The sequence below is a fragment of the Anthropogastromicrobium aceti genome, from assembly GCF_020687335.1.
GTDB lineage: Bacteria > Bacillota > Clostridia > Lachnospirales > Lachnospiraceae > Anthropogastromicrobium > Anthropogastromicrobium aceti.
Map to the genome: position 1 here is coordinate 1 of NZ_JAJEQN010000045.1, position 20,365 is coordinate 20,365.

The following is a 20,365-nucleotide window of genomic DNA, read 5'->3' on the forward strand; positions in this document are numbered from 1 at the left end:
GCCTGACTGCTTTCGCAATCTGGCTTTTTAAGAAATCTTCAGGGTTGGTTATACTGTTCAATTATCAAGGTTCTTTGTGTTTTGTATTGTCTGTCTCAGCGACAACTTCTATATACTAGCACACTTTCAAGCGTTTGTCAACAACTTTTTTAACTTTTTTTTTCAAATCTTTTTTCGAGATTTGAAAAAAAAGAAAAAAGAAAACCTTTGCGCTGCCTTACGGCAAACCCAAAGGGTGACACAATACATATGGGACTGTAAGTAAATCTAATAACCTTTTGTTATGATACTACACTTTCCTAAAATAGAAACGGAGAAAGAGGGATTTGAACCCTCGCACCGCGCAAACGGTCTACACCCTTAGCAGGGGCGCCTCTTCAGCCACTTGAGTATTTCTCCACAACTATAACTTATATGAATTGCTTAAACGCATAAATGATTATAACCCATGTTTCACTTAATGTCAATACCTATTTTCATTTTTTTTCAAAAAAGGGACGCCGAAGCGTCCCTCACAACATTATTATCAGATTACACTTCTTTAGAACCTACAGTCTCCTCAGAAGCCTCAGCAAATTCTTCTTCCTTAGATTCTTCAATAAGTTCAATGCTTGATACCTTAACGTTTTCCTGATCTACCTGCATTAGCTTAACACCGCTGGTATCTCTTCCTAAAACAGGAATAGTATCTGTCTTCATACGAATCACAGTACCTTCCGTTGTTATTAACATCAGCTCATAGCCCTCTTTATATACCTTTACGCCAGCCAGATTACCGGTCTTTGCATTGACGCGATAGCAGCGAATACCCTTACCGCCTCGATTCTGGTCTTTAAATTCACTCATAGCAGTCTTCTTGCCCATACCCATTTCGGATACAAAAAGAAGCTCACCATTCTCCTCTGCGACCTGCATGCCAATTACACTGTCTCCATCTGCCAGGTTCATACCCTTTACACCCATGGATACTCTTCCCGTTGCTCTGGCATCGTTTTCATCAAAGCGAATACACTGACCTAGATGTGAAATCATGATGATGTCACGCTTTCCATCTGTAACATGAACGTCAATCAGCTCATCACCCTCGCGCAGACTAATTGCCGCCAATCCTACCTTACGAATATTTCCATATTCCGACAGATTTGTTCTCTTAATCATGCCAAGCTTTGTTGCCATGGTCAGATAACCAGACTCATGTCCCTCATTTCTAAGAATCGAAGTTACCTTTTCACCTGCCTGCAGCTGCAGCAGATTAATAACAGCTGTTCCTCTTGCAGTACGACTTGCCTCAGGTATCTCATAACCCTTAAGCTGGTACACTCTTCCGAGATTTGTAAAGAAAAGAACATAATCATGATTATTAATTGTAATCAGATCTGCAATATAGTCCTCATCTAAGATATTCATTCCCTTAATACCTTTGCCGCCTCGGTTCTGCGCCTTAAAGTGATCTGGGGACATTCTCTTAATGTAGCCAAGCTTTGTCATAGCAATAACAGCTGCCTCATTTGGAATTAAGTCCTCTGCATTAAATTCATCCTCTGCCAGCTCAATTGCCGTTTTACGGTCATCACCATATTTAACCTTAATCGTAAGAAGTTCATCACGAATAACGCCAAGCAATACCTTCTCATCACCTAAAATACTCTGCAGGTAAGCAATTCGCTCCTCTAGCTCCTTATATTCATTTTCCAGACGATTTCGCTCCAATCCAGTCAATGCGCGAAGACGCATATCTACAATTGCCTGAGACTGGGCATCTGAAAGACCAAACTCTTCAATCAATGATGCTTTTGCAGCTACTACATTTGCAGAACCACGAATAATCTCAATCACACGATCTATATGATCCAGTGCAATTAATAGTCCCTCTAAGATATGAGCACGCTCCTGTGCCTTACTTAAATCGTATCTGGTGCGTCTTGTTACAACCTCCTCCTGATGCTGCAGATAATAATACAGCATATCATGGATATTAAGGATTCTTGGCTCGCCGCCGACAAGCGCCAGCATGATAACACCAAATGTGTCCTGCAGCTGTGTATGCTTCATAAGCTGATTTAACACAACATTAGGATTTACATCACGGCGCAGTTCAATTGAAATTCGCATTCCTTCACGACTGGACTGATCGGCTAAATCAGTAATTCCATCCACACGCTTATCCTTTACAAGCTCTGCGATCTTCTCGATCAGCTTTGCTTTGTTGACGCCATAAGGAAGCTCCGTTACTACAATTCGGTTCTTGCCATTTTGCATCGGCTCAATGTTTGTTACTGCACGGACAATAATCTTTCCCTTTCCAGTACGATATGCCTCTTCGATACCGCGTCGGCCAATAATTGTTGCACCTGTTGGGAAATCTGGTCCCTGAATAACACTCATCAGCTCCTCAATCTCTGTATCACGATTCTCGTCAATACGGTTGTTAATCATTTTAACAACTGCATCAATTGTCTCTTTGATGTTATGAGGCGGAATATTTGATGCCATTCCAACTGCGATACCAGTGGTACCGTTACACAAAAGATTTGGGAAACGGCAAGGAAGCACATCTGGCTCTTTCTCTGTCTCATCAAAGTTCGGACTGAAATTTACAGTGTCCTTATTGATGTCTGCAAGCATCTCCATTGCAATCTTAGACAGACGCGCCTCCGTATAACGCATGGCTGCTGCGCCATCTCCATCAACAGAACCAAAGTTTCCATGGCCATCAACAAGCGGATAATGGGTAGACCACTCCTGCGCCATATTGACTAGTGCTCCATATATTGAGCTGTCTCCGTGCGGATGATATTTACCCATGGTATCGCCGACGATACGTGCGCATTTACGATGCGGCTTATCCGGACCGTTGTTTAACTCGATCATGGAGTATAAAACTCTTCTCTGTACTGGCTTTAAGCCGTCTCTAACATCAGGCAGCGCTCTCTGAGAGATAACACTCATAGCGTAGTCAATATATGACTGCTCCATCGTTTTCTTCAGATCGATCTCCTGCACTTTATCAAATATGGTTTCGTCCATGTTTCCCTCTCATTCTTACTATGCATCCTTATATCCCGACAGACCAATTTGGTCTGTCATCAGATATCAAGGTTCTTAACATACTTTGCGTTTTTCTCAATAAAGAGTCTTCTTGGCTCAACGCGGTCTCCCATCAAGGTGTTAAAGGTAACATCAATATCTGATGCGTATGACTCGTCAAAGTTTACCTTCAAAAGAACACGATGCTTTGGATCCATTGTAGTCTCCCACAGCTGTTCCGCGTCCATCTCTCCAAGTCCCTTGTATCGCTGGATCTTATTATTTTGGTCTCTTCCTACCTCATCAAGAATTGCTGCAAGCTCCTCATCTGAGTACGCATACCAGACCTTCTTGTTTTTCTCCAGCTTATATAACGGCGGCTGTGCACGGTATACATAGCCCTGCTTAATTAACTCCGGCATAAAGCGATAGATAAATGTCAGAAGCAGTGTTGCGATATGAGCACCATCAACATCGGCATCAGTCATGATAATGATTTTATGATAGCGAAGCTTTGTAATATCAAAATCTTCATGTATACCTGTTCCAAATGCTGTAATCATAGCCTTAATCTCTGCATTTTCATATACACGATCAAGTCGTGCCTTCTCAACATTTAAAATCTTTCCTCTAAGAGGTAAAATTGCCTGTGTCGCACGATCACGCGCTGTCTTTGCAGAACCACCAGCAGAATCTCCCTCTACAATGTAGATCTCGCATTTTTCTGGATTCTTATCAGTACAGTCTGCTAACTTGCCTGGAAGCGTCATTGAATCAAGTGCTGTCTTTCTTCTTGTCAGATCACGTGCCTTTCTCGCTGCCGCACGTGCACGCTGTGCAAGAATTGCCTTGTCACAGATCATCTTCGCAACGCTTGGATTTTGTTCCAGAAAATATGTTAACTGTTCACTTACAATTGCAGATACAGCACCTCTGGCTTCATTGTTTCCAAGCTTTTGCTTTGTTTGACCTTCAAACTGCGGATCCTCAATCTTAATGCTGATTACAGCAGTCATACCCTCACGGATATCCTCCCCAGACAATGAATCCTCATTGTCCTTTAAAAGCTTATTTGCTCTGGCATATTTATTAAACAGATCTGTCAATGCCGCCTTAAAACCAGACAGATGGGTTCCTCCCTCTGGTGTGTTGATGTTATTGACAAAGCTGTAAATATTTTCGTTGTAGTAATCGTTGTGCTGAATTGCTACCTCAACAGCAACGTTATTCTTTGTTCCTTCACAGTAAATAATCTGCGGATACAGTGGCTCCTTCGCACTATTTAAGTACTCAACAAACTCCTTAATGCCACCCTCATAGTGGAATGTCTCGCAAAGATTTGGCTCCTCACGCTCATCCGTCAGAATAATTTTCAATCCCTTTGTCAAAAACGCCATTTCACGAAGACGCTCTTTAAGCGTATCATAATTGTAGACTAAGGTATCAAAAATTTCACCGTCAGGCTTAAACGTAACCTTTGTTCCATGCTTGTTTGGATCACAGGTATCCACTTCGGCAAGCTTGTTTACTACATGACCACGCTCATAGCGCTGCATATAAACCTTGCCCTCATGATAAATTTCAACTTCAAGCCAAATGGAAAGTGCATTTACGACAGATGCTCCTACACCATGAAGACCTCCTGAAACTTTGTATCCTCCGCCGCCAAACTTTCCGCCTGCATGAAGAATTGTAAATACAACCTCAACCGCTGGAATGCCAGCCTTCGGATGGATTCCAATCGGAATTCCTCGTCCATTATCAACAACTGTAATTGAATTGTCTTTATGAATGATCACATCGATCTTGGTGCAGACACCTGCCAGAGCTTCATCCACGGCATTGTCTACTATCTCATATACCAGATGGTGAAGCCCTCTCTCAGATGTGCTTCCGATATACATGCCCGGACGTTTTCTGACTGCCTCCAGCCCCTCCAGTATCTGAATCTGACCTGCTCCGTATTCGTCGCTCATTGTGTCCTCCTCACTGATTAAAAAATCGTTTCACTATTCAGGGAATTTACCCTAGTCACTACGCCCCGCTCCACATGATAAATCTGATCCATGTGAAACCGGTGCCTTACAAACTCCTCTAGACCTGTACATGTAATAAAGGTCTGAATATCATGAATGCTGTCCAGCAAATAGTTTTGTCTGCTGCTGTCCAACTCGCTAAGTACATCGTCAAGCAAAAGAACCGGTGTATCATTTACCTTTCGCTTTACAATCTCAATCTCCGCAAGCTTTAATGCAAGCGCTGCACTTCTTTGCTGCCCCTGCGATCCAAATGTACGGATATCTGTCGTTTGTCCTGTTGCCATATTTTGTACACGAAATCGAATGTCATCACGATGTGGCCCCGTCAGTGTTGTCTTTTGCCGTATCTCCCTCTCTCGATTAAGAAAAAGAATCTCATCAAACCTATCAGCAGATACATTTGGCTCATACGAAACTGCCAGCTGTTCCCTACCGCCTGTCAGGGAATGATAAATCTGTGCGATTACTGGTGCAATCTCACCAACAAATGCTTCCCTAAGCTGTACAATTTTTTTTCCATGCTGAATTAGCTGTGCATCCCAGACATCGAGCATTGCCTGTGCATCCTTCGACAGATCTATCTCTTTTAACAGTGCATTTCGTTGTGTAAGACATTTATTGTAATGCGTCAAAAAATGCAGATACACCTTGTCAAGCTGGCAAAGCTCCATGTCCAAAAAGCGTCTGCGCTCTCCAGGACCGTTTTTTATCACCTGAAGATCCTCTGGTGAAAAGAAAACGACATTTAAAAGGCCAATCAATTCACTTGAGCGGCGGATTGGCACGCCATTAATTGCAATTCCCTTTGTCTTTGATTTTTTTAAATGCATATCCACCCGGTATGGAATGCCTTTTTTTTCAGCCTCAAGACGAAGGTGCGCATCCTCTTTTCCAAAGCGGATCATCTCTCGGTCATGACTGCCTCTGTATGATTTATTTGTCATACAAAGATAAATGCCCTCAAGGATATTTGTCTTTCCCTGCGCGTTATCCCCATAAAAAATGTTGATGCCATGATGAAAAGATAATTCCTGTAAATCGTAATTTCGAAAATCTGACAGCGCAAGTGATTTTACAATCATATGATTATTCCTTTACAATCTCAATTGTCTCTCCTGCAAAGCTTACCACATCCTTGTCATATAGCTTTTTGCCGCGCTGCAGCTCAACCTGACCATTCACCTTAACCTTTCCGTCAAGAATCACAATCTTTGCCTCCACACCGCTTCCAACAAGCTTTGCTGCCTTTAGTGCCTGACCAAGCTTAATGAAATCCTCTCTTAATACTATTTTTGCCATTTATTTATTCATCCTTTCATACTCATTATAATTTATTTTATCGATTTTAATAAACGTTAAAGTTTACCGGAAGAATCAGATAAATATAAGTGCCTTCATCATTGCGAATAAAGCAAGGTGCCTTTGGATTAATCATGTAGATGTTAATCATCTCATCATCAATTACTCGAAGCGCATCAATTAAAAATTTTGGATTAAATCCAATCAAGATATCCTTGCCGCGCTTATCAATTGCAAGTTCTTCCTTCATGGAACCATATGCAGAGTTTAACTTGACCTCCATGCTGTGATCAGTGATGCCAATAATAATTGGTTTCTTGTCACTATCCTTAATCAGCATTGTGGTACGGTCGATACATGAAAGCATCTCCTTTTTATTTACTGTCAGCTTAGTATCATAATCACTGTTTAACATCTGGTCAATACGGAAATATTCTCCCTCAATCAAACGTGACACAACAATAGTATCATCGAACTCAAACATAACATGATTCTCAGTAAAGTACAAGCGAACTTCGTCATCTGTTCCGCCACTAATAATCTTGCTTACTTCGTTTAGTGTTTTTCCTGGAACAACAACTTTAATAGAATCATACGAATCCTTTAACACAATCTTGCGAATTGAAATACGATGACCATCCAAAGATACAATGCGCAGGTTATTGCCATTAATTTCCAACAGTTCACCTGCCATCATCTTGTTATTCTCATTGTCTGAAATGGAAAATATCGTTTGGCGGATAATTTCCTTCAGAGTAAACTGAGACAGTGTAACACAGTTTAAGCGTTCCACCTCTGGAAGAAATGTAAACTCATCTGCATTCTTTCCAGGAATTGTAAAATTAATCTTCTCACACTGAATTTTCACAGAGTCAGTTCCATCGGTTTCAATGGAGATATCATTGTCTGGAAGACGACGAACAATCTCAGAAAAAATCTTAGCATCAATTGCAATACGTCCATTGTCCTCAATGATGCCATGAATTTCTGTTTCAATCCCCAATTCCATATCATTTGCTGTCATAAGAATGCGTCCTTCTTTCGTCTGGATCAGAATGCACTCTAAGATCGGCATGGTTGTCTTATTTGAAACGGCTTTTGAAACAATTGAAACACCTTTTTGTAACTCTTCTCGTGGACAGATAATATGCATGGTGGCACTCTCCTTTTTGCTGATAGATAGATTTATAATATATATAGTAGTAGTAGTAGGGGTTGGGGATATTGGGGATAACTCTAAAAAACCTAGGACTTATGCGGCTTACAGAAGAAAAATTTTGGGGATAACTTGTGGATAACTATGTGGATAACTGGGTAAGTTATCCACAATATCCCCAATCGATCCCCAAAGCTCAGCCAAGAGCCGGGTTGATTTTTTTCTGTAAAACGTCGATGGTATCTTGTAAAAACTGGCTGTTTTTGAGATCCTCAGTAATCTTTTCAATTCCGTGCCGGACAGTCGTGTGATCACGATTTCCGAGTTCCTTTCCGATCTGCTGAAGAGACAAATCGGTCATTTGACGGCACAGATACATCGCAATTTGGCGGGAGTAGGCGATATCCTTATTACGCTTCTGTGAAAGAAGCTCATCTGCCTCAAAGCCAAAGTGTGATGCAATGACCTCAACAATCAGAGGAACAGTAATCGTAACCTCTTTGTGGTTGTTGATGATGTCGCGAAGTACATCTTCCGCCATATTAAGCGTGATTTCTTTATTAGAAAGACGTTTAAAAGCGGTAATTCGATTGAGCGCACCTTCAAGCTCACGAATATTAGTATTGATATTTTCAGCAATATAGTTGATAATATCGTCAGAGATCTTTGTGTTCTCTGTTTCTTCCTTTTTATGAAGGATTGCCACACGAGTCTCATAATCAGGAGCAGAGACATCGACTGGAAGACCAACAGAAAAGCGAGAGCGAAGACGTTCCTCAAGGTTTGTGAAATCCTTTGGAGGTTTATCAGAAGTAATGATAACCTGCTTGCCCGTTTCATATAAGTAGTTGAAGGTGTGGAAAAACTCCTCCTGTGTGCTTTCCTTTCCAATTAAAAACTGTATATCGTCAATCATAAGGACATCAATGCTGCGGTATTTCTCTTTAAACTCAGCATTTTTCTTGCCTTTAAGAGAGTCGATCAGGTCATTTGTGAATGTCTCACTAGTGACATATAAAACGCGTACACTTGGATCATTGCGCAGAATATAGTGGGCAATAGACTGCATCAGATGCGTCTTGCCAAGACCTGCGCCGCCATAGATAAATAGTGGGTTGTAGAGGGTTCCAGGAGATTCAGCAACAGCAAGTGAAGCAGCATGTGCGAATCGGTTATTGGAGCCAACAACAAAGGTATCAAATGTATAGCGTGGGTTTAAGTTGGCATTCATCACAGCAGCATAATAGGAGTTTAACTCGGGGGTTACAATGTTAGAAGCTTCTGCAGTGAGGTTTGGACGCTTCTCAAGGTCCTCCGAAGTAACAAAGATCACATTGCAGTGCAGGCCGATCTTCTCCTCAATGACAATCTCAAGAATCTGCTTGTACTTCTTCTTGATATAGTCTAGTATATTGGGGATACCTTTTGTATCTGCCAAGATGTAGACCTGGTCATTGTCTACATTGTGGATTTCCATAGGGACAATCCAAGTATCGTAAGATACCTTTGAAATATCATAATTTTCCTTCAGGGTGTCTTTTATGGCATCCCAGTTTTCCTTTAATCTGTCAATCATTTGTTACTCCTGACGTCGGTATATGGTAATTTTCGAGAAAAGAGCCTATTAGCCCATATAATGATATTATACTAAAAATAATGAAGAATTTCAAGAGAGAAGAGGAGAGCAGTCTGTAAAAAATATCAACAACATTGGGGTAAAATGTGGATAATATTGTGGATAGGCTGTGGATAACATGTGGATAAGTGGAAAAAAGCTGTGGATAGAGTGGGGATAACTCAGAAGGGGGTATGGCATATAAAATTGTGGATAATGTGGATAAGATTGTTTATATGTAAAAATGAAGTGAGTTATCCACAGAGTTATCCACCAAACACATGTACTTATCCCCAATATCCACAAAAAAAAGTTTGTCGTAAAATCAAGGGTTTGAGAATGGTTTTTTGTATTATCCCCAAAGTTATGCACAAGTTATCCACAATTTGGGGATAACTTTTATCCACAACATTTCTGAATGAAAAAGTTGGGGATAACTTTGTGGATAAGTTGGGGATAACTTTTTTGTAATAAAAAATAAAAAACACTAAAAAAAACCTTGACGAAATGCGAGTTTCTTAATATAATGCGTATGATGTCCAATTTTTGCAACGGCGTTAAAAAACGCCGAAAAATCGCACTTTTGGTGCAAGCTGTGGGACTGATACCCACAGTGTAAGAAACAGTATTATTTGAAAACTAACACAGAAAACAAGGAGGTGTTTTGTTATGAAGATGACATTTCAGCCAAAGAAGAGATCCCATGCAAAGGTTCATGGTTTCCGTGCAAGAATGAGCACAAAGGGAGGAAGAAAGGTTCTGGCAGCAAGAAGAGCAAAGGGAAGAAAGGTTCTCTCTGCTTAATTGAGCAGTATCAACTCTCTTAAAAAGAACAGAGACTTTCAGAGAGTCTACAGCAAACGGCAGTCTTTTGCAAATCGTTCGCTGGTCATGTACAAGATGTCAAACGACCGCGCTGATACCCGCATTGGCATATCTGTCAGTAAAAAGGTAGGAAACAGTGTGGTCAGGCATCGGGTTACAAGAGTGATCCGTGAATGCTGCCGCTTACACGAAAAAGAATTAATACAAGGATTGGACATAGTGATTGTTGCCAGACCGTTGGCGAAGGAACAAGGATTAATGGAAATTGAGGAAGCTTTTTTTCATGTAGGAAGAAAGCTGAATATTTTTTTAGAATCGAAGTAGGGTCGGGACTATGAAGAAGATTATGATTTATATGATAAGGTTTTACCAGAAGTATTTATCACCTCTCAAAGTCCGGACCCACTGTATATATACCCCAACCTGTTCGCAGTATGCAATAGAAGCGTTGGAAAAGTATGGAGCTTTGAAAGGCTCCTTACTTGCTATATGGAGGATATTGCGCTGCAATCCATTTTCAAAAGGGGGGTACGACCCTGTTCCGTAGGTAGCTTAAGGAGGAAAACAAGTGGATTTTTTATCATTAACACAAAGTAACTGGTTTCTTGTAGGGCCAGTTGCGAAGGTGCTTGGTGTTGTCATGAATGGAATTTACGAGTTCCTGGATATGTTTGGCATTGCAAGCATTGGATTGGCGATCATTTTATTCACGATTATTATTAAAGCATTGATGCTTCCGCTTTCCATCAAGCAGCAGAAGTTTACAAAGCTTAATAGTATTATGGCGCCAGAACTTCAGCAGGTTCAGAAAAAGTATGCAAATCTGGACAAGTCAAGCCCGAAGTACAATGAAATGCTTTTGAAGCAGAATGAAGAGATGAAGGAAGTCTATGCAAAGTACGGAACGAGCCCGACAGGCGGTTGTGTTCAGATGCTGATTCAGATGCCGATTCTGTTCGCTTTGTATCAGGTTATTTACAAGATTCCGGGCTATATCACAAAGGTAAGAGCGTTCTATGAGCCGATTGTTGAGGCACTGCAGAACATTCCTACTTACATGGATAACGCAGATTTCGTGACATTGGCACAGCAAAACGGCATCAATGCAGCAGGATTGAGTGATTCTAACAAGCTGATAGATCTGCTTTACAACTTCGATAAGGCTGAGTGGACTAAGTTTACCGAGATCTTCCCGAATTTGAATGAGTACGTAGCCAAGGCACTGCCAAGTATCGAGAAAGCAAATTATTTCCTGGGAATGGATTTGGCAACTGCACCTGCACAGCAGCTGTGGCCTGGTGTTTTAATTCCTATTCTTGCCGGTCTTACTCAGTGGCTTAGCTCTAAGATGATGCAGACAGATAATGGAAGCAAGAATTCAGATGACACAATGGGAAGCACAATGAAGACCATGAACATCATGATGCCTCTTATGTCAGTGTTCTTCTGTTTCACATTCTCTGCAGGTATCGGTGTATACTGGATTGCATCTTCTGTTGTTATGATTCTGATTCAGATGATCGTAAACAAGTATATGGAGCGCATTGATATTAATCAGATGGTTGAAAAGAACATTGAAAAGGCTAATGTAAAGCGTGTTAAGAAGGGTCAGAAGCCGCTTAAGGCAAAGGCTGTTATGAATGTTCGTACTATCGAAGAAGAAAGAGAACTCGAAGAAAAGAAAGAAGCTGAGCTGAAAGAGCGTGTGACAAAGCAGGTTGAGAAATCAACTGAGTACTATTCCACCACCCAGAAAAAGAAGGGTAAGCTGGCATCTAAGGCCGGAATGGTTCAGCAGTACAACGAAAAGAGTGAAAAGAAGAACAGAAAGTAATCAGTGATTGTAAGGCTGATTACTTGCTTGGGGAAGCTTGCAGATTCAGAAAGGTAAGGTTTGTATGACAGAGTTTGCTACGTTCACTGGAAAGAATGTAGATGAAGCCGTAAACAATGCACTGCTTCAGCTTCAGATCACCAGTGAAAAACTTGAGTATGAGGTTGTTGAAAAAGGTTCGAATGGTCTGCTTGGTTTTATCGGTTCTAAGCCGGCGGTGATCCGTGCACGTAAAAAGTCAGATTTTATCGATGAGGGAGAAGAATTTTTACAGAATATTTTCCACGAGATGAATATGGAAGTTGATATCGCAGTTGCCTACAATAAAGAAGAACAGGTTGTTGATATCGTTCTGACCGGAGAAGACATGGGCATTCTGATCGGAAAAAGAGGACAGACACTGGATTCACTGCAGCATCTGGTGAGCCTTGTTATAAACAAACACAGCGAAGAATATATTCGTGTCAAGCTGGATACTGAGAATTACCGTGAAAGAAGAAAGGAAACTCTCGAGCAGCTGGCAAAGAATATTGCCTACAAGGTAAAGAGAACAAGACGTCCGGCATCGCTTGAGCCGATGAATCCTTACGAGAGAAGGATCATCCACTCTGCACTTCAGGACGACAAGTTTGTATATACCAAGAGCGAGGGCGAGGATCCATTTCGTCATGTAGTGGTACTTCCTAAAAAAGAAGCAATTCCGCAGAGAAGATACTACAAAAGCTATGACAAAGGATACAAAACAAATTATGATAGAAGCGCAGCTGGTACAAGAGAAACAGCTGAAAAGCTGACTTCTGAGGAATAATAGAGAAAGTGCCATTCAAAGTTCATACGGACTATTGAGTGGCATTTTCTGTATCATTCTTGGAAACTTACGAAAATCGAAGTGAGGTAGAATATGAAAGAAAATAGTACAATTGCGGCGATTGCAACGGCACTTAGTCCAGCAGGAATTAGCATTATTCGAATAAGTGGACCTCAGGCGCTTGATGTGATTGATCGTATTTATAGAACAAAAAAAGAGGTAGAGTCGATTAAAAAAGGAGAATTTGCCGCGGCAGCGTCATCTTCAGCGAAAAAGCTCTCAAATGCACCTACACATACCATTCATTACGGCTATATTTGTGATGAAAATGAGGTACTTGATGAGGTTATGGTATCCATCATGAAAGGACCTCGTTCCTTTACTGCAGAGGATACAGTAGAGATTAACTGCCACGGAGGCATTCTTGTTACGAGACGTGTATTAGATTGTGTGTTTAAAAATGGGGCAGCACCGGCACAGCCTGGTGAGTTTACAAAGAGAGCCTTTTTAAACGGACGAATTGATCTGTCTCAGGCAGAGGCTGTTATGGAGCTTATATCTGCAAAGAATCGTTTTGCAATAGATGCATCACTAGAACAGCTATCTGGAAAAATTAAAAACCGCATACAAGACCTCAGAAGCACGCTTTTAGACGAGATTGCTTATATAGAGGCAGCACTTGACGATCCAGAGCATATTTCGCTTGAAGGCTATACAGAGGGCCTCACAGAACGTGTTCAAAAAATTAGAGCAGCAGTAAAGAAGATGGCAGACTCCTTTGATAATGGAAAGGTTTTAACAGAGGGGATTCGCACTGTGATTGTAGGAAAGCCAAATGCCGGAAAGTCATCTTTGCTCAATGCGTTATCAGGAAGACAGAGGGCAATTGTCACAGAGATTGCCGGTACGACGAGAGATACTCTTGAGGAGCAGATTATGCTTGGCGATTTGAGTTTAATTTTGGTGGACACAGCTGGTATTCGTGACACATCTGATGTTGTTGAAAAAATCGGCGTAGAGAAGGCACGTGAGGCTGCTGCAAAGGCAGACCTATTGATTTACGTGGCAGATTCATCCCGAAATCTCGATGAAGATGATCATAAGATTATGGAGTTGCTAAAAAACAAAAAAAGTATTATTCTGTTAAATAAGTCCGATTTATCTTCTGTAATTCAGCCTAAGGATTTAAAGGAGGCTGGAGTGGATGCACCTGTTCTTTGGATATCAGCGGCAAATGAAGATGGATTAGATGCGCTTGAGCAGACAATACGTGACATGTTTGAACAGGGAATGATTGCAGGAAATGATGAGGTTGTTATCACGAATGCACGTCAAAAAACATGTCTGTTAAATGCCTGCGAAAGCCTGAGGCTTGCAGAGGAGGGCATTGAAAATGGGATGCCGGAGGATATGCTGACAATCGACATGATGGATGCTTATACCAGTTTGGGAGAAGTAATCGGCGAGGAGATTGAAGAAGATCTGGTAAACCGTATTTTTGCAAAGTTCTGTATGGGTAAGTAACTAGATAGTGGAGGCAAAATATGGCTGTTTTAGAAGAATATTATGATGCGGTGGTGATTGGAGCAGGACATGCCGGCTGTGAGGCGGCGTTAGCTTGTGCCAGACTGGGATTAGAGACGATTGTTTTTACTGTGAGTGTGGAAAGTATAGCAATGATGCCGTGCAATCCGAATATAGGAGGAAGCTCTAAGGGGCATCTTGTAAGAGAAGTGGATGCGCTTGGCGGAGAGATGGGCAAAAATATTGATAAGACGTTTATTCAGTCTAAGATGTTAAATACATCAAAAGGACCATCTGTGCATTCACTTCGTGCACAGGCGGATAAGCGTGCATACTCGCAGGAGATGCGCCATACCATGGAAAATACCGACAAGCTGACAATACGACAGGCAGAGGTATGTAAACTTCTTGTTGATGAAAATAATAATATAAATGGAGTTGTAACGTATTCTGGTGCAATTTACCATTGTAAATGTGTAGTGCTTGCAACTGGAACATATTTAAAGGCACGCTGCATTTATGGTGATATCAGCAATGAAACAGGTCCAAATGGATTGCAGTCAGCGACACATCTGACAGATTCATTAAAGGAACTCGGCATTGAGATGTTTAGATTTAAGACTGGAACACCAGCGAGAGTTGATAAAAGAAGTATTGATTTTTCAAAAATGCAGGAACAAAAAGGTGATGAGCGAGTTGTTCCATTCTCATTCACAACAGATCCTGAGAGCGTTCAAAAGGATCAGGTTTCCTGCTGGCTGACGTATACAAATGAGCAGACACATGAGATTATCAGAAGTAATCTGGATCGCTCACCGCTTTATTCGGGCGTGATTCATGGAACTGGACCTCGTTATTGTCCGTCTATTGAGGATAAGGTAGTGCGTTTTGCTGATAAGGATCATCATCAGGTGTTTATTGAGCCGGAAGGCTTGTATACAAATGAGATGTATCTGGGCGGTATGTCAAGTTCTATGCCAGAAGATGTGCAGTACGAAATGTACCATACAGTAGCAGGTCTGGAAAATGTAAAAATTGTACGAAACGCATATGCAATTGAATATGACTGTATTAATCCAAGACAGCTAAAGCCGACGCTTGAGTTTAAAAAAATAGGAGGATTATACAGCGCAGGACAGTTTAATGGAAGCTCTGGATATGAAGAGGCAGCGGCACAGGGAATTATAGCAGGAATCAATGCGGCGCTGCATGTGTTAAAACGTCAGGAATTAGTGTTAGACCGTTCACAGGCATATATTGGTGTTTTGATTGATGATCTTGTGACAAAGGAGAATCATGAGCCATATCGCATGATGACATCACGCGCAGAATATCGTTTGCTGCTTCGTCAGGATAATGCAGATCTTCGTTTAACTGCAATTGGTCATGAAATCGGATTAATATCTGATGAGCGTTATCAAAAACTAAATGATAAAAAAAGACAGATCGATGAAGAAATCAAGCGTCTTAAAACGGCAACTATCGGCACAACACCGCAGGTACAGGCATTCCTTGAACAGCATAACAGCACACTTTTAAAGAGTGGAATGACACTTGAGGAGCTGTTAAAACGTCCGGAAATCTGTTATAATGATTTGAAAGAAATAGATACAAAGCAACCAGAACTGCCAGAGGCAGTGACGCAGCAGGTAGAGATCAGTATAAAGTATGAAGGCTATATTAAGCGTCAGCTGCAGCAGGTAGAACAGTTTAAAAAGCTTGAAAAGAAAAAGCTTTCACTTGATTTTGACTACAGTCAGGTACCGAATCTGAGAAAAGAAGCTATTCAAAAGCTTAATGAATATCAGCCGGCATCAATCGGACAGGCGTCAAGAATATCAGGTGTTTCACCAGCTGATGTATCAGTATTACTTGTCTATTTAAATAGATAAAAAGAATGCATAAACAGGAGGAAATAAATGGCAGAAGCGATACAGCATGGAGAATGTATTGAAAAAATTATGAATGCGTTTGCCCAGATTGGACACGAACTAACCAATAAGCAGGCAGAACAGTTTTTTCAATATTATGAAATGTTAGTTGAAACAAATAAGGTAATGAATTTAACCGCAATCACAGAGTTCGATGAAGTGCTGCAGAAACATTTTGTGGACAGCGTGCTAAAATCAGAGATTTTTATTAAGGAAGACACGAAGACTCTGATTGATGTTGGAACTGGAGCAGGATTTCCAGGTGTTCCATTAAAGATTATGTATCCACAGTTAAAGGTAACATTGCTTGATTCTCTGAATAAGAGATTAAACTTTTTAAATCAGGTTATTGAAAAACTTGGCCTTGAAAACATCACCACTGTTCATTATCGTGCAGAGGATGGCGCCAGAAAGGCAGAACTAAGAGAACAATTTGATTGCGTTGTATCAAGAGCTGTTGCCAATATGTCTACGCTATGTGAATATTGCCTTCCATATGCAAAGGTAGGAGGATGTTTTGTAGCTTATAAATCAGGCAATGCAGAAGAGGAGATTGATAAGGCAAAGAAAGCAGTTCATTTGCTTGGTGGAGTAAAGGAAAATGCAATCTACTTTGATCTGCCGGATTCGGATATTGGACGCAGTCTTGTTATTGTGAAGAAAAAAGAGCCTACATCAAAAAAATATCCTAGAAAAGCGGGATTGCCGAGTAAGGAACCGCTGCAGTAAGGAAAATTACAGTTCACAGGACGCCAATTCGCAAAACGCGAACAATGTTCCACGTGGAACATGAACAATTAAAAATACAAAAGAGATGTTCCACGGGAGATAATGTTCCACGTGGAACATTTTTTTATGGCATTTTGAAGAAAGAAGTGCTATACTGTAGAAAAGATGCAAAAAAAACGTTACAGTTCACAGGAAACCCATTCGCAAAAACGCACGTTCCGTGTGAATTGTAATAAAATCATGCTATTTAGCAGAAATGAGGATATTATGGGAAGAATTATAGCTGTTGCAAATCAGAAGGGTGGAGTTGGCAAGACTACTACTGCAATCAATCTGGCAGCTTCATTAGCAGAATACCAGAAAAATGTACTTATCATTGATATGGATCCTCAGGGAAATACAACCAGTGGATTCGGCGTTGATAAAAATGAACTTGAGCATTCACTGTATGATCTGATTACAGATAACTGTACAATACAAGAATGCATTCTTGAAAATGTATTATTCGATACCCTTTCACTTATTGGGTCAAATGTGAACCTGTCAGGAGCGGAAATCGAATTGATTGATGTGGAACGTAAGGAATTTATTTTAAAAGATGCATTAGACGAGATTAAGGATCAGTATGATTTTATTGTAATTGATTGCCCGCCATCTTTAAGTATGCTCACTGTTAACGCGCTTAGTGCAGCTGACACAGTACTTGTTCCAATTCAGTGTGAATATTATGCACTTGAAGGCTTGACACAGCTGTTACATACAATCAATCTGGTAAAGAGCCGCTTGAATCCAGATCTGGAAATGGAAGGTGTTGTATTTACCATGTATGATGCGAGAACTAATCTGTCACTTCAGGTAGTGGAGAATGTAAAAGACAATTTGCAGGAGCGAGTTTATAAGACAATTATTCCAAGAAATGTGCGTCTTGCAGAGGCACCGAGCCATGGACTGCCAATCAATTTGTATGACGCAAGATCAACAGGAGCAGAAGCATATCACCAACTGGCAGAAGAGGTTATAAACAGAGAGTAGTTAAAAATTATTCGCAAAATTGCAAATGGTACTGAATGATAGAAAGGATGAAAGAATGGCACTCAATAAAAAAGGTGGTCTTGGAAAAGGTCTCGGCAAAGGTATCGATTCCTTGATCAGCAATGCGTATGCAGTAGAAACAAGGAAAAAAGATTCAGCAGCTGATAAAAAAGAGCCAGAGACAACAGTAAAGCTGCGTCTTGTGGAGCCGGCATCTTCTCAACCAAGACTGAAATTTGATGAGGATACATTGACTGAACTTGCAGAATCTATCAAAAAATATGGCGTAATTCAACCGATTGTAGTAAAGAAGGTAGATGATCATTATCAGATTATTGCTGGAGAACGCAGATGGAGAGCAGCAAAGCAGGCTGGATTGAAGGATATTCCAGTCATTATAAAAGATTATGATGAACAGCAGATCGCAGAAATTGCACTGATTGAGAATTTACAGAGAGAAGATTTAAACCCTATTGAAGAAGCAAAAGCATATCAGTCATTGATTGAAAAGTATCAGCTAAAACAGGAAGAGATTGCAGAGAAAGTATTTAAAAGCCGAAGTGTAATCACAAATGCACTTAGATTGCTTAAGCTAGATGAAGAGGTTCAGCTTATGCTGATGGAAGGTAAGATTACAAACGGACATGCGAAGGCGATTTTGGGACTGGAAGATAAAGAAGAACAGCGTGCTGTTGCACAGAAGGTTGTGGAAGAGCAACTAAGCGTGCGCGATACTGAAAAGTATATTAAGAGTTTGTTGGATAAGAAAAATGAGCCAGCTGTTACAAAGCCAGTTTTAAAGAACCAGACATTATATGAGACATTGGAGAGTCGTATGAAGTCTCGCATGGGTACGAAGGTGCAGATTAAGAGAAAGTCTGATGACAAGGGCAAGATTGAAATTGACTATTATTCAAATGATGATCTTGAGCGCATCATTGAACTAATGGGAATTACTAAGGATACAATCGAGTAAATTAGTTAAAACTTAGAAAAAGAAAACTGAACAGAGGATAACTGTTCAACTAGAGGAAAGGAAAATAAAATATGGAAATTCTGAATCAGGCGATGGAATTTACACAGCAGTACAGCCTGTTTTTTCTGGCAGGAATGTTCGCTGTGATTTTGATTCTTGTGATCTGCATGACTGTTATGAACAGCAGAATGAAAGAATTGCAGGCAGCATATGATGATTTTATGCGCGGTAATGATGGAAAATCACTTGAGGGCATTTTAAAGACAGTAGTAGAAGATAATAAGCGTGTAAAGATCCAGTGCAAGCGTGATATTGATGAGATCATTAGCATGAAGAAAGGGCTTAAGGCAACATACAAAAAGATTGGTATTATGAAATATGATACCTTTCGAGGAATGGCTGGAAAGCTGAGCTTTTCACTGGCACTTCTTGATGGTGATGACAGCGGTTTTGTATTAAGCAGTATGCATACGCAGGATGGCTGCTACAGCTATTTAAAAGAAATTATTCATGGACAATCACATGCAACACTCAGCAATGAGGAGCGAGATGCTTTGGAGATGGCATTAAATTATAATGTCGATGCAGCTAAATTAGAAGAGAAACAAGCGCAGCAGGAAACTCTAGTACAGCAGGATACAAATGAAACTAAAAATTAAATAGAGTAATTAAAAAACGGCTTTCAGAACAGAAACTACTGATCTGGAAAGCCGTTTTTTGTTAATATAGAGTTAAAGAATAGAAAGTAACTCACTCAGCTGTTTTATCTCATAAGTTGGTGCCTGTGACATTGTATTATCAGAGCCATTTGGGTTAAACCAGCAGGTATCAATGCCATATTGGATTCCACCGATGATATCGGAGGTTAAAGAGTCACCAATGACAAGTGCTTTAGAAACAGAAATTTGAAGCTTTGAAAATACAGCATCAAAAAATTCTTTTTTGGGCTTTTGATATCCGAGTTCTTCTGAAATGAATAGATCAGAAATCATTGGTGTCAATTCAGAGTGAGATAGGCGGCTGTGTTGAGTGGTACTTCGTCCATTTGTAATGATGGAAAGCTTATATCCTCTTTCATACAGAATGCAGCATACACGAAGGGCATCGTGAATAGGAGTGCAGTCTTCACCAAGGCTGGTCTGATAAAGCTGACACATTAGCGCCGGATCACCGTCTTTGCCAACAGCAGCAAGAAAATCGCGAAATCTGGCAATCGCTAATGCAGCAGGAGTAATTTCACCGCGTTCATATGCTTTCCAATAGGAAAGATTTATGCGCTGATAGAGTGAAAGTATTTCATCAGAGTATTGAATATGAAAAGTATCGCAGACTTTATGAAAAGCATAAGTTTCTCCAGCATCAAAGTCAAAGAGCGTACCATCAAGGTCAAATAATAAATTGGTATAAGTCATGTTAGTTTCCTTTCTGGGGATGATATATGCTATCTTAACACTAAAGCAGACAATTGACAACAGGTGATGTTCCACGTGGAACGTAATGCTACCCGGAAGTTTAACAAAGCGGTTCGACGATTGTTTTGTCGGCGTCTCTTTTCCGCGGGCACCTGTTA

General features: G+C 40.6%; 18 protein-coding genes and 1 tRNA gene. 11 read left to right on the forward strand and 8 right to left on the reverse strand.

What is annotated here, in order from left to right; all coding sequences use genetic code 11:
• Window positions 1-311: 311 nt before the first annotated feature.
• From LKD48_RS13820 to dnaA, 7 genes are all read right to left on the reverse strand, one after another.
• A tRNA-Ser gene (locus LKD48_RS13820) sits at window positions 312-399 on the reverse strand.
• A gap of 132 nt (window positions 400-531) precedes the next feature.
• Window positions 532-3,027, reverse strand: a complete 2,496-nt coding sequence (gyrA, locus tag LKD48_RS13825) for a DNA gyrase subunit A (RefSeq protein WP_308732323.1) — start codon at window positions 3,025-3,027, stop codon at window positions 532-534.
• A 59-nt stretch (window positions 3,028-3,086) separates the two neighbouring features.
• The gene (gene gyrB / locus LKD48_RS13830; RefSeq protein WP_227102235.1) at window positions 3,087-5,003 is read right to left on the reverse strand and encodes a DNA topoisomerase (ATP-hydrolyzing) subunit B; all 1,917 of its coding nucleotides are present in this window, start codon (window positions 5,001-5,003) and stop codon (window positions 3,087-3,089) included.
• 17 nt (window positions 5,004-5,020) lie between these two features.
• Window positions 5,021-6,148 (reverse strand): DNA replication/repair protein RecF, encoded by a 1,128-nt coding sequence (gene recF, locus LKD48_RS13835; protein ID WP_262539135.1) that lies wholly within the window; start codon window positions 6,146-6,148, stop codon window positions 5,021-5,023.
• 4 nt (window positions 6,149-6,152) lie between these two features.
• The gene (locus LKD48_RS13840; RefSeq protein WP_066561134.1) at window positions 6,153-6,365 is read right to left on the reverse strand and encodes an RNA-binding S4 domain-containing protein; all 213 of its coding nucleotides are present in this window, start codon (window positions 6,363-6,365) and stop codon (window positions 6,153-6,155) included.
• A 46-nt stretch (window positions 6,366-6,411) separates the two neighbouring features.
• A complete protein-coding gene (gene dnaN / locus LKD48_RS13845) occupies window positions 6,412-7,518 on the reverse strand; it encodes a DNA polymerase III subunit beta (RefSeq protein ID WP_262539136.1) in 1,107 nt (368 codons plus the stop codon).
• Window positions 7,519-7,717: 199 nt separating this feature from the next.
• Window positions 7,718-9,097, reverse strand: a complete 1,380-nt coding sequence (gene dnaA, locus LKD48_RS13850; RefSeq protein WP_118615099.1) for a chromosomal replication initiator protein DnaA — start codon at window positions 9,095-9,097, stop codon at window positions 7,718-7,720.
• A 708-nt stretch (window positions 9,098-9,805) separates the two neighbouring features.
• Between dnaA and rpmH the strand changes: the two genes are divergently transcribed.
• From rpmH to LKD48_RS13905, 11 genes are all read left to right on the forward strand, one after another.
• Window positions 9,806-9,940, forward strand: coding sequence for a 50S ribosomal protein L34 (gene rpmH / locus LKD48_RS13855; RefSeq protein WP_066561139.1), 135 nt, complete (start codon window positions 9,806-9,808; stop codon window positions 9,938-9,940).
• Entirely contained in the window at window positions 9,941-10,285 is a 345-nt protein-coding gene (gene rnpA, locus LKD48_RS13860) for a ribonuclease P protein component (RefSeq protein WP_066561141.1), read from the forward strand.
• 10 nt (window positions 10,286-10,295) lie between these two features.
• Complete coding sequence (gene yidD, locus LKD48_RS13865; RefSeq protein WP_227102237.1) at window positions 10,296-10,508, forward strand: membrane protein insertion efficiency factor YidD; 213 nt, start codon at window positions 10,296-10,298, stop codon at window positions 10,506-10,508.
• A gap of 21 nt (window positions 10,509-10,529) precedes the next feature.
• Window positions 10,530-11,795: a YidC/Oxa1 family membrane protein insertase gene (locus LKD48_RS13870; protein WP_066561143.1), complete on the forward strand. Its 1,266-nt coding sequence runs from the start codon at window positions 10,530-10,532 to the stop codon at window positions 11,793-11,795.
• Window positions 11,796-11,859: 64 nt separating this feature from the next.
• Window positions 11,860-12,603 carry an RNA-binding cell elongation regulator Jag/EloR gene (gene jag, locus LKD48_RS13875; protein WP_118615093.1) on the forward strand — a complete coding sequence of 248 codons (744 nt, stop codon included), beginning with the start codon at window positions 11,860-11,862 and terminating at the stop codon, window positions 12,601-12,603.
• A 93-nt stretch (window positions 12,604-12,696) separates the two neighbouring features.
• Window positions 12,697-14,127 (forward strand): tRNA uridine-5-carboxymethylaminomethyl(34) synthesis GTPase MnmE, encoded by a 1,431-nt coding sequence (gene mnmE / locus LKD48_RS13880; RefSeq protein WP_308732324.1) that lies wholly within the window; start codon window positions 12,697-12,699, stop codon window positions 14,125-14,127.
• A 20-nt stretch (window positions 14,128-14,147) separates the two neighbouring features.
• The gene (gene mnmG, locus LKD48_RS13885; protein ID WP_308732325.1) at window positions 14,148-16,019 is read left to right on the forward strand and encodes a tRNA uridine-5-carboxymethylaminomethyl(34) synthesis enzyme MnmG; all 1,872 of its coding nucleotides are present in this window, start codon (window positions 14,148-14,150) and stop codon (window positions 16,017-16,019) included.
• A gap of 27 nt (window positions 16,020-16,046) precedes the next feature.
• The gene (gene rsmG, locus LKD48_RS13890) at window positions 16,047-16,787 is read left to right on the forward strand and encodes a 16S rRNA (guanine(527)-N(7))-methyltransferase RsmG (RefSeq protein WP_308732326.1); all 741 of its coding nucleotides are present in this window, start codon (window positions 16,047-16,049) and stop codon (window positions 16,785-16,787) included.
• A gap of 267 nt (window positions 16,788-17,054) precedes the next feature.
• Window positions 17,055-17,819: a ParA family protein gene (locus tag LKD48_RS13895; protein WP_066561155.1), complete on the forward strand. Its 765-nt coding sequence runs from the start codon at window positions 17,055-17,057 to the stop codon at window positions 17,817-17,819.
• A 55-nt stretch (window positions 17,820-17,874) separates the two neighbouring features.
• A complete protein-coding gene (locus LKD48_RS13900) occupies window positions 17,875-18,795 on the forward strand; it encodes a ParB/RepB/Spo0J family partition protein (protein ID WP_308732327.1) in 921 nt (306 codons plus the stop codon).
• A 71-nt stretch (window positions 18,796-18,866) separates the two neighbouring features.
• Window positions 18,867-19,454 carry a DUF4446 family protein gene (locus LKD48_RS13905; protein WP_066561160.1) on the forward strand — a complete coding sequence of 196 codons (588 nt, stop codon included), beginning with the start codon at window positions 18,867-18,869 and terminating at the stop codon, window positions 19,452-19,454.
• Between the two features lie 72 nt (window positions 19,455-19,526).
• Here the strand turns inward: LKD48_RS13905 and LKD48_RS13910 are convergent, their stop codons facing one another.
• Window positions 19,527-20,207 carry a YjjG family noncanonical pyrimidine nucleotidase gene (locus LKD48_RS13910; RefSeq protein WP_308732328.1) on the reverse strand — a complete coding sequence of 227 codons (681 nt, stop codon included), beginning with the start codon at window positions 20,205-20,207 and terminating at the stop codon, window positions 19,527-19,529.
• Between the last annotated feature and the right edge of the window lie 158 nt (window positions 20,208-20,365).